This is a genomic window from Thalassobaculum sp. OXR-137, from assembly GCF_034377285.1.
In the GTDB taxonomy this organism is placed as follows: domain Bacteria; phylum Pseudomonadota; class Alphaproteobacteria; order Thalassobaculales; family Thalassobaculaceae; genus Thalassobaculum.
Genome location: NZ_CP139715.1, coordinates 4,217,451 through 4,232,342 on the forward strand (window position 1 = coordinate 4,217,451; position 14,892 = coordinate 4,232,342).

A 14,892-nucleotide genomic window follows, 5' to 3' on the forward strand; every position below is an offset into this window, starting at 1 on the left:
ATGCGGTTCTCCTGGACCCTGTCGGGCTATATCGGTCGCCAGTTCGCCGTCTGGGTCCTGGGCTCTTTCGCGGCGATCATCGCCATCGTGTTCCTGCTCGACTTCATCGAGCTGCTGCGCCGCGGCGCCGGCAAGGACAACGCGTATTTCATCGTGCTGCTGCAGATGGCGCTGCTGAAGCTGCCGAACATGGCGCGCCAGATCATGCCCTTCGCCGTGCTGTTCGGCTCGATGCTGGCCTTCTCCCGGCTGACCAGAACCAACGAACTCGTCGTGGCCCGCGCCGCGGGCGTGTCTGTCTGGCAGTTCATGATGCCCGCGATCATGGTCGCCCTCACCCTCGGGATCATCAAGGTGGCCGTCCTCAACCCGATCTCCTCGGTGATGATCGAGCGGTTCCATGCGCTGGAGGACTCCGTCCTGCGCAACCGGGCCGACAGCTTCCTGTCCGTCGGTGCCGGCGGCCTGTGGCTGCGCGAGCGAAGTGACGACCGCCAGGTCGTGCTCAACGCCCGCAGCGCTCACGAGAAGGAAGCGCGGCTCGGCGACGTCATGGTGCTGATCTTCGACGGCGAGGACCGGTTCCAGCGCCGCATCGACGCCCGCGAAGCACTCCTGGCCAACGGCAAGTGGACCCTGCACGACGTCGTCGTCACCACCGCCCAGAACCGGCCAGAACGGCTCGACGAGGTCTCCCTGCCGACCAACCTGACCGTGGACAACATCCAGGACAGCTTCGCGTCGCCCGACACCATGTCCTTCTGGGAACTGCCGGGCTTCATCCGGGTGCTGGAGAATGCCGGCTTCTCGGCGATCAAGCACCGGCTCTATTGGCACGCGGAGCTGGCCTCGCCGCTGCTGATGACGGCGATGGTGCTGATCGCGGCGACCTTCTCGCTCCGGCTGACCCGGCGGGGCAACGCCCTGTCCTGGGCATCTACCGGCTTGTTCTTCGGATTCCTTCTGTATTTCCTGTCCGACATCGTCTTCGCGCTTGGCCTGTCCGCGCGGATTCCGGAAGTTCTGGCGGCGTGGACACCGGCAGCCGTTACAATGCTGCTCGGCATGACCAGCCTTTTGCACCTCGAGGACGGATGACCCGAACACAGCTCCTTGCCGCCCTCCTGCTTCTCGTGTCGGTCGTGTCCGCGGCCGGCCGGGCCGTCGCCCAGGACGTGAACGTGGAAGAGACGCCGGTCCTGCTGGTGGCCGACGAAGTGGTCTACGACGAATCCCTCGGCATCGTGACCGCCCGCGGCAATGTGGAGCTCAGTCAGGGACCGCGCGTCCTGCTCGCCGACACGGTCAGCTACAACCGCAGGGCCGATACCGTCATCGCGTCCGGCAACGTCTCGCTGATGGAGCCCTCGGGCGAAGTGCTGTTCAGCGACTATGTCGAGCTGAACGACAAGCTGAAGACCGGAACGATCAACAACTTCCGCGGTCTGCTGGTCGACGGCTCGCGCCTCGCCGCGGTCCAGGGGCGCCGCACCGGCGGCGAGCGCAAGGAGCTGGACAAGGCGGTCTTCTCGCCCTGCGACCTCTGCAAGGAGGATCCGACCAAGGCGCCGCTGTGGCAGATCAAGGCGGTCAAGGTCATCCACGACGAGGTCGCCAAGGACATCATCTACGAGGACGCCACCCTGGAGTTCTACGGCGTCCCGGTCGCCTACACGCCGTTTCTGCGCCACCCGGATCCGACCGTGGACCGCCGCTCCGGCCTGCTGGCGCCGACCATGGGGATCTCCGAGGAACTCGGCGTGATCTACGGCCAGCCCTATTACTACGTCATCGACGAGACCAGCGACCTGCTGCTGGAGCCGCGGATGCATTCCTCGGCCGGCGGCATTCTGCTGGGCGAATACCGCCAGCGCTTCTCCCGGGGTGAAATCAACCTGCGGAACTCCGTGGCCTATGTGGAGCAGAGCACCGACGACCGGTCGTCCGACGACTACGATTTCGAAGGGCACGCGGACTGGGAGGGCAAGTTCAGCCTGAACCGGACCTGGCGCGGCGGCTTCGATTTCGAACAGGCGAGCCAGCGGACCTATCTGCGGCGCTACAACATCGGCGGCCCAGACGTCCTTACCAGCCGGCTCTATGCCGAGGGCTTCCGCGGCCGGAACTACACCTCGCTGGCGGCCTATAAGTTCCAGGACCTGCGCGCCAGCAGCGACCCGGACGACACGCCGATCGTGCTGCCGCTGGCGGAATACAATCACGTCGGACAGCCCGGCCGTTTCGGCGGGCGCACCAGCCTGGACGCCAGCCTGCTGGCGCTGACCCGTGACACCGGCGGCGACACCCGCCGGGCCTCGGCCGTGACCGGGTGGGAACTGCCCTACACGTCGGACGCCGGCGAGATCTACACCCTGAACGCCCGGCTGCAGACCGACGCCTACTACGCCACGGACGCCACCGCCCTGGAGAGCGGCAATACCGAGACGAACGGCCGCGTGTTCCCGCAGCTTGGCCTGAAATGGCAGTATCCGCTGGCCCGACGCAGCGAGACGACGACCCAGGTCATCGAGCCCATTGCCGGTGTGGTCCTGGGCCCGCGCGGCGGCAATCCGGACGAGATCCCGAACGAGGACAGCCGCTCCTTCGAATTCGACGAGACCAACCTGTTCCGCCTGAACCGCTACGAAGGCGTCGACCGAGTGACCAGCGGCAGCCACGTCAACTACGGCCTGCGGGCCGGCGTCTACGGCGACGGCGGCGGGTCGACGGAGGTCCTGATCGGCCAGAGCTACCGCTTCTACGGCGACGGAGCGTTCGAAGAAGGCTCGGGCCTGGAAGAGGACCTGTCCGACGTGGTCGGCGCCCTGTCGGTGCGCCCCAGCGGACCGCTGACCTTCACCTACCGCTTCCGGGTAGACCCGGAGGACGCCACGGTGAACCGCAACGAGCTCGGTTTCACCTATGCCGTTCCGCAGTTCTATTTCGGCGGCAATTACGTGACCCTCGACGAGAACGCGAGCAGTGACCTCACCGGCGACCGGGAACAGCTCGACATGTATGGCGGGATCCGGCTGACGGACCACTGGAGCGTGGCAGGCAACCTGACCCAGGACCTCTCCGACGACCGCAGCCGGTTGCTGCGCGGCCGCTTCGGCTTCACCTACAGCGACGAGTGCCTCCTGTTCGGGATCGACTTCGAACGGTCGAACATCAGCGACGAGGATATCGAGCCTGACGATCGGGTCATGTTCCGACTGATTCTGACCCACCTGGGTGGTGTGGAGAGCAAATAACTCGACAAATCTCCGCAACGCGTTGGTGGACCTCCGACAAGACTGATATTGTTCGGCGCCGTTCCGCACGCACGAGAATGCTGATCCAATGCCCCGACGTCTTGCACCGCTGTTCCTTGCCGCCCTGGTCTCCGTAAGCGCCGGCGCCCTGACCATGGCCGCGCCACCGGTCGCCCACGCCCAGCAGATCCAGCGGATCGCCGCGGTGGTGAACGACGAGATCATCTCCGTGCGCGACCTGCGCGATCGGATCGAGATGGTCATCGTCACCTCCCAGCTTCCCCGCAGCTCGGAGACGGCCCAGCGTCTGGCGCCCCAGGTCCTGCGCGGACTGATCGACGAGCAGCTGCAGATGCAGGAGGCCGCCCGCCTGTCCGTCAGCATCAGCGATGCCGAGATGGACCGGGCCCGCAGCGATCTGGAAGCCCGCAACGGCCTGCGCCCCGGACAGTTCCGCGACTTCGTCACCCAGATCGGCATCGATCCGACCACGGTCGAGCGTCAGCTTCGCGCCAACCTGTTGTGGTCCAAGCTCGTGCAGCGCCGGTTCGCCAGCCAGATCGAGATCAGCGCCGAGGAGGTCGAGGAGACCCGGGCACGGCTCGCCGAAGACGTGGGCAAGGAGCAGAAGCGGGTATCGGAGATCCTGCTCACCATCGAGGATCCGACCAAAGAGAACGAGGTCGTCCAGCTCGCGAACCGGCTGGTGGAGCAGGTGCGCGCCGGCGCGTCCTTCCCCTCGGTCGCGCGCCAGTTCTCCCAGGCCGCCAACGCCAATGTGGGCGGGGATGTCGGCTGGGTTCTCTCCGACCAGCTTTCACCCGAACTCGCCGACGCGGTCGCGACCCTGTCGAAGGGCGAGGTCTCCGATCCGATCCGCACCATCGTCGGCTACCACATCCTTCAGGTCTCCGACACGCGGGTGCTGGCCCAGGGGGACCCGGCCCAGGCCGAGGTGCAGTTGAGCCAGATCTTCCTGCCGGTCCGTCCAAGCGACGACGCCGATCAGCGCCGCACCCAGACGGAGGCCGTCCGCACGGCCATCGCACGCGCGACGAGCTGCGAACAGCTGGCGAGCCTGGCGAAGGAGGCCGGCTCCCCGGTGGCGGCGGATCTGGGCAAGTCCCGCATCGCCGAGCTGCCGGATGCGCTGCGCGCCCAGGTCGCCGACCTTCAGGCCGGTCAGAAGACCGCCCCGATCGACCTGCCGAACGGCGTGATGGCCGTCATGGTCTGCGAGCGCACCGAGCCTGCCACCAACCTGCCCCCCCCTGAGCAGATCCGCCGGCAACTCGAGAACCAGCGCCTGGAAGTGCTTGCCCAGCGCTATCTGCGGGACCTGCGCCAGGCTGCGTTCATCGAAACCCGTGTCTGACGCCCCGCTTGCGGTCACGCCGGGAGAGCCCGCCGGCGTCGGCGTCGATCTGGCTCTCGGACTGTGGGCGGCCCGTGACCAGGCCACGCCGCCCTTCTTCCTGATCGACGATCCGGACCGGGTCTCGGTGCGGGCGCGGCGGATCGGCCTTTCGGTCGATCTGGCGCCCATCGACGCGCCCGAGCAGGCGACCGGCGTCTTCGGCTCGGCCCTGCCGGTCCTGCGACACGGCTTTCCCGCCGACAGCATCCCCGGCCGCCCCGATCCGGCCAACGGCCCGGCGACGGTGGACGCCATTACCCGCGCGGTGGCGCTGGTGCGCACCGGCCAGGCGGCCGCCGTAATCACCAATCCGATCCAGAAAGAAACGCTCTACCAGGCCGGCTTCACCCATCCCGGCCATACGGAGTATCTGGCGGCCCTGTCCGGCCCCGACGTGGTGCCGGTCATGCTGCTGGCCTCGCCGGAGCTGAAGGTCGTGCCGGTGACCATCCACATACCGCTGGCCGACGTGCCGCGGCAGCTCACCACCGACAAGATCGTGACCACGGCCCGGATCACCGCGGCCGCGATGCGCCGGGATTTCGGAATCGACGCGCCGCGTCTGGCGCTTGCCGGGCTGAACCCCCATGCCGGCGAGGGCGGGGCCCTCGGCCGCGAGGACGGCGACGTGATCGCCCCGGCGGTGGCCATCCTGCGGGCCGAGGGGATCGACGCGCGCGGCCCCCTGCCCGCCGACACCCTGTTCCATGAGGAGGCCCGCACGACTTACGACGTGGTGCTGGGCATGTACCACGATCAGGTCCTGGTCCCGATCAAGACCCTCGATTTCTGGGGCGGCGTCAACGTCACCCTCGGCCTGCCCTTCGTACGCACCTCGCCCGACCACGGTACAGCCCTGTCCCTGGCGGGAACCGGACAGGCACGCATCGACAGCCTGAAGGCCGCGGTCGACATGGCCCGCTCGATGGCCCGCCGCCGCGCCGCCGCCCCATGACCCAGCCCCCGGCCGAGAAGACCGTCGCCGCCCGGGTGGCCGCGTTGCCGCCTCTGCGCGAAGCGATCGCCGCGGCCGGCATGTCGGCGCGCAAGTCGCTGGGACAGAACTTCCTTCTCGACCTGAACCTGACCCGCCGGATCGCCCGGTCCGCCGGGGATCTCACCGCCGGCACGACGATCGAGGTCGGCCCGGGCCCCGGCGGCCTGACCCGCGGCCTGCTTCTGGAGGGCGCCACCCATGTGGTGGCGATCGAGCGCGACGCCCGCGCCGCCGAGGTCCTTGGCCCGCTGATCGAAGCGTCGGACGGGGCCCTGACCCTGATCGAGGACGACGCGCTGAAAGTCGATCTCGCCGCTCTCGGCCCCGAGCCGAGGCGCATCGTGGCCAACCTCCCCTACAATGTCGGCACCCGCCTGCTGCTGATCTGGCTGCGCACGCCGCAGGCCTTCGAGTCCCTTACCCTGATGTTCCAGCGCGAGGTCGCCGACCGGCTGACCGCCGCCCCGGGCAGCGAGGCCTACGGCCGGCTTACGGTGCTGGTCACCTGGCTGTGCGAAGCCCGCAAGGTGATGGACGTGCCGCCCACCGCCTTCACGCCAGCGCCGAAGATCTGGTCGAGCGTGGTCCGCCTGGTGCCGCGCACCGAGCCGCTGGCCCCGGCCGACCGGACCGCGCTGGAGACGATCACCGAGGCGGCCTTCTCCCAGCGCCGCAAGATGCTGCGCCAGAGCCTGAAGCGGCTGGGCGGCGATGCGCTGATCAAGGCCGCCGACCTCGACCCGACCCTGCGGCCGGAGCGGCTGACGGTTCCGGAATTCTGCCGACTGGCCAATGCCTATTCCGCTCTCAACGCCACAGACGGGCCGATCCCATGAGCGCCGACGCGATCCTCAACGAAACCCGGCACTACGAGAACGGCATCGCCATCCGGCCCGCCGCCGAAGCCGACCTGCCGGCCATCATCGCCCTGCTGGTCGACGATCCGCTGGGCAAGACGCGCGAGCGTCTGGAGGATCCCGTCCCCCGCAGCTACCTGGCCGCCTTCGAGGCGATGACGGCGCAGGCCGGCAACGTCTATCTGGTCGCCGAACGCGCCGGCACGGTGATCGGCTGCGTCCAGGTAACCTTCATCCCCGGGATCAGCCGGGAAGGCATGACCCGGGCCAATATGGAGGGGGTGCGCATCGCCTCTTCCGTGCGGGGTATCGGCCTCGGCAAGACCATGATGCGTGACGCCATCGACCGCTCGCGCGAGGCCGGCTGCGGCCTGGTCCAGCTCACCACCGACGCCCGACGCGAGGACGCGCAGCAGTTCTATGCCGCGCTCGGGTTTAAGCCGTCCCATATCGGGATGAAGCTGGATCTCCCCTGATCGTCGGACGGCGATAAACACTTACTTAATCATATAAGCGTCTATTAACGCATGTCTTTGAATATCTGTTTATCCCTATATCCATATTAAAAATAATGATTAATTCACTCGCTGTGCCGAAATAATCCGCCTCGCGGATAATAAAAAATTAAGATCTGAATACTTAATCTTCCACTCCTTCCGCTTCGGCTTCTCCAGCTCGAACAGACCGGCTCTCGGTAAACAGGAGTATTTCCCGTGAATTTATTTAAAAACGCGCGCATCTCGACAGTGCTGATGTGTCTGTACGGCGCGCTGCTGCTCATCGTCGCCGGCTTCGGACTGCGCACCATGACGGTGGCGGTGCTCGAAGCCGACCAGTCGGGCGAGGTGGTGCAGTCTGCTGAAGCGTTGAAGGAGACCTTCGTCGCGCTGCAGAACACCCGGCGCGAACGCGGCCCGGTGGTCAACATGCTGAAGGCCGGCGATCCCGCGAGCGCTTCGTTCATCGCGTCCGTCCAGGAGGTCCGCAGCGCGTCGCTGCCGTCGACCCAGCGGCTGGTGGACCTGTGCGCCGAGATCACCTGCGCCCAGTCGGTGACGGGCGCCACGATCGCCAGCGATCTGGAGAAGATCGAAACCCTGCGCAAGAAGGTCGACGCCGCGCTCAAGCAGCCGCTGGCGGATCGTCCGGCGGGTCTGGCCGACGACTGGAAGAAGGCCGCGACCAGCATCATCAATCAGTTCGAGACGATCTCCAGCGAGCTCGGCGCCCAGATGCGGATGGTCGATCCGGTCATCGCCGAGCTGGTGTCGATCAAGGACGCCGCCTATCTGACGCGCGATGCCGTCGGCCTCGAGGCGACCGCGATTCAGGCCGCCATCGGCGAGGGCAAATTCACCGACGCCTCGCGGGCCAAGATCAACCAGCTCCGCGGCAAGGGCCAGGCCGGCTGGCAGCAGCTCACCGAGCTGATGGCGCGCCCCGGCATCGCGCCGGCGCTGATGACCGACCTGGCCAAGGCGACCCAGAGCGTCACCAAGGAATACCCGCAGAAGCGTGAGGCCATCGAGACCGCCGTCAATGAGGGCAAGGCCGACACGGTCGACCGCGACGCGTGGGAGGCCCTGAACGGCCGCGTGCTCGACAGTCTGGTGGCGATCTGCATGACCGCGCTGGATCAGACCATCGGCTATGCCGGCGACGAGGCCGCCGCGAGCTGGATGGTGGTGTATCTGGTCGGCGCCCTCCTGGTCGGCTTGGTGATCCTCGGCATCGTCAGCCTGCAGGTGATCCGCCGCCGCGTTACCGGCCCGATCCAGCACATCACGCAGACCATGCGCGACGTGTCGGGTGGCGACCTGGCTGCGGACGTCCCCTATCTCGACCGCAAGGACGAGATCGGCGGCATGGCCGCCACCCTGGAGACCTTCAAGCAGGCGCTGATCCGCCAGCGCGAAAGCGACGAGGCGGCGAAGACGGAAGCCGAGGCCAAGCTGAAGCGGGCCCAGGCCATGCAGGAGATCATCGCCGGTTTCCAGAAGGTGGTCGCCGACCTGATCCAGCGCCTGGCCTCCTCGGCCACCGAGATGCAGGCGTCGGCCCAGTCGATGACCGAGACCGCCGACCGCACCGAGTCCCAGTCCGCCACCGTGGAGCGGGCCTCGTCCATGGCCTCCAGCAACGTGGAAAGCGCCGCGGCCGCCGCCGAGGAGCTCACCAGCTCGATCGCCGAGATCGGCCGCGAACTCGAGCAGGCGACCCAGATCGCCGGCCGGGCCGTGGAGGCCGCCTCGAAGACCAACCAGACGGTCCAGGGCCTGGAAGTTTCCAGCCAGGCGATCGGCGACGTCGTCCGCCTGATCCAGGACATCGCCGAACAGACCAACCTGCTGGCCCTGAACGCGACGATCGAGGCCGCCCGCGCCGGCGACGCCGGCAAGGGCTTTGCGGTCGTGGCGTCGGAGGTGAAGGCCCTGGCGACCCAGACCGCCAGCGCCACCCAGGAGATCAGCGGCCGCATCGAGGAGATGCAGACCGCGACCCAGAGCTCCGTCACCTCGATCCAGGAGATCGTGAAGGTCATCGGCGAGATCAACCAGATCGCCACCGTGATCGCCGCGGCCGTGGAAGAGCAGACGGCCGCGACCCAGGAGATCGCCCGCAACGTCACCGAGGCGTCCCGCGGGACGACCGAAGTGTCGAGCAACATCTCCGGCGTGTCGGACGCGGCCCGTCAGACCGGCACCGCCGCGTCCCAGGTGCTGTCGGCGGCCGACGACCTGAACCGGCAGTCGTCGACCCTGGAGACCGAGGTCGGGCAGTTCATCCGCTCGGTGCAGGCGCTCTAACCGGGCGACGGCATCCCCCGACACGAAAACAGCCCCGGACCGCAATCCGGGGCTGTTTGCTTTTCAGGCGTCCGACGGGACTGGGATCAGGCGATCCACTCCGACACCGGCGCCGCCGCCTCGTGCAGCGGCTGGGAGATGACGTCGACCAGGGTCGGGCCGTCATGCTCCAGGGCCTGCTTCATGACCGACTTGAACTCCGCCGGATCCTCGACGGTCCAGGACTTCACGCCAAAGGCGCTGGCGACCGCCGCGTGGTCGGTGCGATTGAAGTCGACGTTGTAGTACCGCTTGCCGAAGCCGGAATCCTGGCCGGCCTTGATCCAGCCGTAGACCGCATTGGAGAACACCACCGACTTGATCGGCAGCTTGTTGCGCACGATCGTCTCGTATTCGCCGCAGCAGAAGCCGAAGGACCCGTCTCCCATGACCGACAGGACCTGGGCGTTCGGCCGTCCGACCTGCGCGCCCATGGCGGCGGCCAGCGAGTAGCCGAGCGCCCCGTGGGCCCGGTTGGTGATGAAGTGCCGGCCCGGAATGCGCCAGCGGTAATGGGCCGAGAAATACGGACACGGCGTGCCCGGATCGGCGACGATCACCGCGTCGTCGTCCAGGATGTCCATCAGGCCCTGGATCACCACTTCCGGCTTGATCGGCCGCTCCTGGCTCGCCGCCAGCGGGCCATAGGCGTCCAGCTTGCCCTTCCAGGCGGCGGCGGCGCGCTCGACGCCGTTCTGCTGGGCGAGACCCGACATCCCCTCCAGCTCGGCCTCCAAGGCGTCCAGCGCCAGACGGGCATCGGCACAGATCGCCACGGCGGTGGAGTAGTTGGCGCCGATCACCATCGGGTCGCTGTCGATATGGATGATGCTCTTGTCGGTCGACGGCCAGCGCCACCGCTCGGTCGTCACCGAGCCGGCCCGGCAGCCGATGAACAGCACCACGTCGGCCGCCTCCACCACGTCGCGGGTCGACTGCACGCCGCCATTGGTGCCGACGACGCCGACGGCGCGGGGGTCGGTCTCGGCGATGGCGCCCTGCCCCGACACGGTGGTGGCGATCGGCAGATCCAGGAGTGCGGCCAGACGCGCCAGCGGCGCCTCGGCCCCGGCGATGACCGGGCCGCCGCCGCAGATCGCGACCGCCGACTTGGCCTTGCCGAGGATCTTCGCAGCCTCGCGGATCGCGTCCGGATCGGCGCCGGCGCGCTCGGCCGGGTAGGTCTGGTGGCGCGGATCGGCCCAGAGCTCGCCCGCGTCCACGTAGCCTTTCTGGGTGTCGAACGGCAGCGCCAGGTGGACCGCCCCGGGCCGGCCGGTGGTCATCGCCCGGAAGGCGGTGCGCATCATCGCCGGCAGGCGGCTGGCATCGTCCAGGCTGGTGTTCCACTTGGTCAGCGGCCGCATCATCGACACCTGGTCGAGTTCCGTCAGAGGATAGCGGCCGCGCGCCGTGGTCGACACGTCGGTGGTGATGGCCAGGATCGGCACGGAGCTCTCGTTGGCCTCCACCAGCCCCGGCAGGATGTAGGTCGCCCCGCCGCCGGAGGGACCCTCGCAGACCCCGGGCTTGCCGGTGACGCGGGCATAGCCGTCGGCCATGTACGCGGCGTGGCGTTCGTCGCGGGTCAGGATGTGGTGGATGTTGTGGTCGAGCCGCGCGAGCGCGTCATAGAACGGCAGCGTCGTGTCGCCGCACAGCCCGAACATATGAGTTACGCCATGGGCCTCCAGCATGCGCACCATGGCTTCCGCCCCTGTCGGCCGATTGTCGCCGTCACTCGCCATTCTCGGATCCTTCCATTGATGAAGGCGCGACAATAGCCGAGGCCGCGGCGGCTGGGCCAGACATGCATGACCCGGAGCGCCCCTGTCTGTGGAACGGCTGCGGTTCCGGAGCGGGGAGACTGAGGAACTGTTAATCCCTCTCCAACCCTCCCGCTCTCCCCGGATTTATTCCAGGGCAACCGGTTGGGCCTGAACCGACTCTCACCCGCTTCGCGTCAACGGATGGGCTCGCCCCGGCACAAGGCCGGGGAGTGGGAGAATCTTTTGGGTTTGAAAGAAGCGCCGAACTGGGCCGCTCAGGTTTCGGCGTCCGGGTGCTTCACGCCCAGCGCCCAGGCGAAACCGACGACCATGCCCTTCATGTAGGGCAGCGAGATCATGCAGCAGGCCAATGTCAGCGGCAGCCAGATCGACGCCATCACCCAGATCGGCGGATCCATGTCCCGCGACATCATCACGATGAACGGCATCAGCAAGTGGCCGACCAGGAACAGCGACAGATACGGCGGCGCATCATCGCTCGGATAGACGGTGTTGTCCGCCCCGCAGCACTCGCAGTGGTCAGAGACCTTCAAATACTTGCGGAAGAGGCGCCCTTCGCCGCATTGCGGGCATTTCAGGCGCAGGCCCCTGCGCACACCAAGTCCGATCGGCCGTTCACTCATCGCGTCCTCCGCATTCCGGATGCCCGCAAGGAACAGCAAAGCCCGGTGCTGCGCAATGCGTCCGACTGACGCCGGGTCACGGGTCTCATACCGGCCAGATCGATAAAAATTTATCAATGACCGCCGGAAATAGTCGGGGTTCGCGTTCAGTCTTCAAAGGGAGTCGAAATTTTCGAGCTCCACCGGGATCGATAGAGAGGATCGACCGTCATGTCCGTCCCCACACGCCGCCGTTCGGAAGCTCTGCTGCCCGCAGCGCTCGGCCTGTCCGGGCTGGCGATGATGGCCGTCGCCCTGGTCGCCCTCTTCTTGTCCTGACCATCCCAATCGGTGCCGATGGCCCGTCAGCGGCGCTCCGACCACCTCCGGAGCCCCAAGGCCGCGGCACCCCACCAGCGGGGCTTGCTCGTTACAAGCCCTGTCGTCGGGACCCTCCCCCCTCAGTCCCGGCCGTTAGGCCCCGGATCCGACCCCCCGTCGGGTCCGGGGTCACTTTTCGGCGTCAGGCGCTGCGGTAGAGCTTGGTCAGCACGAACTCCACATGGCCCAACGCCTCGGCCGCCGTATGCCGGCCGTTGGCGGTGCGCACGATCATCTCGATCAGGCTGTCCCCCGCCTCGTCGATGGTCTGCGAGCCCTTCAGCACGCCGGAGACGTCCACGTCGATATGCTCGCTCATGGTCCGCACCGTGCGCGGGTTGCCGGTGATCTTGATGACTGGGACGATCGGGTTGCCGATCACGTTGCCCTGGCCCGTCGGGAAGGTGTGGATCACATAGCCCGCCGCCGCCATCAGGGTCACGCATTCGGCCGCCGCCGAGGACGTGTCCATGAAGTACAGCCCGTTGCCCTTTGCCGGTGCTTCGGCGGGTTCCAGCACGTCGATGTATTTCGAGGTGCGGCCGATCTTCTCCAGGTTGCCGAGCGCCTTCTCCTCGATGGTCGTCAGCCCGCCCAGGATGTTGCCCTTGGTCGGCTGGCTGTCGGACAGGTCGGAGGTCTTGTGCGGCTCGATGACCTCGTCCTGATAGGCCTGGAAGGTGCGCAGGAACTTGTCGCGCGCCTCGTTATTGGCCGCCCGGTCGGCGCAGATATGCTCGCCGCCGGTGATCTCGGAAGTCTCGCCGAAGCAGCCGTACAGCCCGTGCGGCAGCAGCTTGTCGTACATGTTGCCGACGGTCGGGCAGCTCGACAGGCCGGTCGTCGTATCGCTCTCGCCGCATTTGGTGGAGACCCAGAGCTCGGTCAGCCCGCACTCCTCCTTCTGCTGCTCGGTCGCCCAGTGGACGAACTCCTTGGCCTTCCAGCTCGCCTGACGGATGGTCTCGAAATCGCCCTTCTGCTCGATGGAGAAGCCCTCCACGGGCTTGCCGGTCTTGGCGATGCCGTCGACGATCACCTTGGTCCATTCCGGCTCGATGCCGATCACCACCACGGCGGCCACGTTCGGATTGGCGCCGGTGCCGATGATGGTGCGGAAATGCAGCTCCAGATCCTCGCCGAACTGCAGCCGGCCGTAGGAATGCGGGATCGCCATCGTCCCCTTCACGTTATTGGCGACGGCCTCGCAGGCGGCGTTGGAGATATCGTCCACCGGCAGGATGACGACGTGGTTGCGCACCGCTACCCGGCCGTTTTCCCGGCGCCAGGCGGTCACGCTCTGATTGGCATAGTCGATCGCATTCGCCATGGTCGTTCCTCCTACCAGCGCTTGGTTTTCAGGTTGTGCACGTGAACGTGCCTGCCCTTGGCGGCGCTGCCGACCATGCGGCCGATATCCTCGCCGTACTTGATCGCGGTATCGCCTTCGGAGAGGTCGACCAGGGCCACCTTGTGGCCGATCGGCACGTCGTCGAGCACCTTCAGGCGGAACGTGGAATTGTCTTCGGTAACGCGGCACAGCATGTCGGTGCCGGCCGCCAGGTTCTCCACCACGACCACGCCGACATTGTCCTTGCGGTCGTGAACCAGGAGATGCGGTTCATTACTCATGCAGTCCTCCCTGTGAGCCTTCGTTGCGTTTGTCCCGCCATAGCGGACAGCAATCTTTCTTGGCGCGGCTCGCGCGTCGCTTTCGTTCCTGCACCCTAGCGTGACGGTTGTCCAGCCCGCGACTTGGCGCCCGCCGCCGCCAATCGGTCGCAAAACCGTCCCGCAGGCGTCACGCGACGGTGATGGCACCGCCATGATCGGCGGCGTAGCTTCGGGCTTCGCTTGCCACCAGACGAGAACCTCCGATGACCGATACCGCCCCCCTGCCCCTGCTCGGCGCCGCCATGCCGGTCCGGGTCCTGCGCGAGATGCGCGACTGGATCTGCGACGATCACCGCGACCTAGAGCTCCAGGACTTCATCAAGGCGGACATCCTGAACAGCGGCGACTGGAAGCCGATCGCCGCCGAAGCGAAGGAGCTGCTCGCCGGCTACACGGGACGCCTGGGCATCCACGGCCCGTTCTGGGGCTTCACCATCGCCTCGGAGGATCCGGACGTCCGGGAGGTGGTCCGCAAGCGCATGCAGCAGGGCCTCGACGTCTGCGAGGAGTTGGGTGCCACCCAGATGGTGGTGCACAGCCCGGTGACCACCTGGGGTCACAACAACATCGATTTCTATCCGACGGGCCGCGTGGACCTGCTCGGGCGGGTGCACGAGACCCTGGACGCCGCGGTCACCCGGGCGGAGAAGATCGGGGTCGAACTGGTGATCGAGAACATCGAGGACAAGGATCCCACCCACCGGGTCGATCTGGTGAAATCCTTCGACAGTCCCTCCGTCCGGGTCTCCATCGACACCGGCCATGCCCATTACGCCCATGGCTCGACGGGTGCGCCGCCGGTCGACCGCTACGTGACCGCCGCCGGCGACCTTCTGGCCCATATCCACCTGCAGGACGCCGACGGCTATGCCGACCGGCATTGGGCGCCGGGCGACGGAACTATCCGCTGGCCGTCGATCTTCAAGGCCGTGGCGGCGCTGAAGGCGCGTCCCCGGCTGATCCTGGAACTGCGCGACCATTCCGAGATCCTCAAGGGTGCCCAGCACCTGATCGATCTCGGCCTCGCGCAATAATAGTGGGACGGGCCGCGTTCCGGCTGAGAGGCCGGGACGC

The 14,892-nt window shown here is 67.1% G+C and carries 12 protein-coding genes; 8 read left to right on the top strand and 4 right to left on the bottom strand.

Translation table 11 applies throughout. The annotated features are described in order from the left end of the window. The 7 genes from lptG (at position 1) to T8K17_RS19780 (ending at position 9,332) form a co-directional block, all read left to right on the top strand. Positions 1-1,098, top strand: a complete 1,098-nt coding sequence (gene lptG, locus T8K17_RS19750) for an LPS export ABC transporter permease LptG (protein ID WP_322331440.1) — start codon at positions 1-3, stop codon at positions 1,096-1,098. After that, positions 1,095-3,254: an LPS-assembly protein LptD gene (locus tag T8K17_RS19755; protein WP_322331441.1), complete on the top strand. Its 2,160-nt coding sequence runs from the start codon at positions 1,095-1,097 to the stop codon at positions 3,252-3,254. Before lptG ends, T8K17_RS19755 begins: the two co-directional genes overlap by 4 nt. 88 nt (positions 3,255-3,342) lie before the next feature. Next, a complete protein-coding gene (locus T8K17_RS19760) occupies positions 3,343-4,629 on the top strand; it encodes a peptidylprolyl isomerase (RefSeq protein WP_322331442.1) in 1,287 nt (428 codons plus the stop codon). Beyond that, a complete protein-coding gene (gene pdxA / locus T8K17_RS19765; protein ID WP_322331443.1) occupies positions 4,622-5,626 on the top strand; it encodes a 4-hydroxythreonine-4-phosphate dehydrogenase PdxA in 1,005 nt (334 codons plus the stop codon). Before T8K17_RS19760 ends, pdxA begins: the two co-directional genes overlap by 8 nt. Continuing rightward, the gene (rsmA, locus tag T8K17_RS19770) at positions 5,623-6,504 is read left to right on the top strand and encodes a 16S rRNA (adenine(1518)-N(6)/adenine(1519)-N(6))-dimethyltransferase RsmA (RefSeq protein WP_322331444.1); all 882 of its coding nucleotides are present in this window, start codon (positions 5,623-5,625) and stop codon (positions 6,502-6,504) included. Before pdxA ends, rsmA begins: the two co-directional genes overlap by 4 nt. Next, a complete protein-coding gene (locus T8K17_RS19775; protein WP_322331445.1) occupies positions 6,501-7,001 on the top strand; it encodes a GNAT family N-acetyltransferase in 501 nt (166 codons plus the stop codon). Before rsmA ends, T8K17_RS19775 begins: the two co-directional genes overlap by 4 nt. A gap of 237 nt (positions 7,002-7,238) precedes the next feature. Next, on the top strand, positions 7,239-9,332 hold the full coding sequence (locus T8K17_RS19780) for a HAMP domain-containing methyl-accepting chemotaxis protein (RefSeq protein ID WP_322331446.1): 2,094 nt from the start codon (positions 7,239-7,241) through the stop codon (positions 9,330-9,332). Positions 9,333-9,418: 86 nt separating this feature from the next. Here T8K17_RS19780 and T8K17_RS19785 read toward each other — a convergent pair whose 3' ends face one another. The 4 genes from T8K17_RS19785 to T8K17_RS19800 all read right to left on the bottom strand — a co-directional run bounded on the left by T8K17_RS19785 (position 9,419) and on the right by T8K17_RS19800 (position 13,776). Beyond that, positions 9,419-11,119 carry a thiamine pyrophosphate-binding protein gene (locus T8K17_RS19785; RefSeq protein WP_322331447.1) on the bottom strand — a complete coding sequence of 567 codons (1,701 nt, stop codon included), beginning with the start codon at positions 11,117-11,119 and terminating at the stop codon, positions 9,419-9,421. A 296-nt stretch (positions 11,120-11,415) separates the two neighbouring features. Continuing rightward, positions 11,416-11,784, bottom strand: a complete 369-nt coding sequence (locus T8K17_RS19790) for a DUF983 domain-containing protein (RefSeq protein ID WP_322331448.1) — start codon at positions 11,782-11,784, stop codon at positions 11,416-11,418. A 502-nt stretch (positions 11,785-12,286) separates the two neighbouring features. After that, positions 12,287-13,474 (bottom strand): UxaA family hydrolase, encoded by a 1,188-nt coding sequence (locus tag T8K17_RS19795; protein WP_322331449.1) that lies wholly within the window; start codon positions 13,472-13,474, stop codon positions 12,287-12,289. Between the two features lie 11 nt (positions 13,475-13,485). Continuing rightward, positions 13,486-13,776 carry a UxaA family hydrolase gene (locus tag T8K17_RS19800; RefSeq protein WP_322331450.1) on the bottom strand — a complete coding sequence of 97 codons (291 nt, stop codon included), beginning with the start codon at positions 13,774-13,776 and terminating at the stop codon, positions 13,486-13,488. A 245-nt stretch (positions 13,777-14,021) separates the two neighbouring features. Here T8K17_RS19800 and T8K17_RS19805 point away from each other — a divergent pair, with 245 nt between their 5' ends. Then, complete coding sequence (locus T8K17_RS19805; RefSeq protein WP_322331451.1) at positions 14,022-14,852, top strand: sugar phosphate isomerase/epimerase family protein; 831 nt, start codon at positions 14,022-14,024, stop codon at positions 14,850-14,852. The last annotated feature ends 40 nt before the right edge of the window (positions 14,853-14,892 follow it).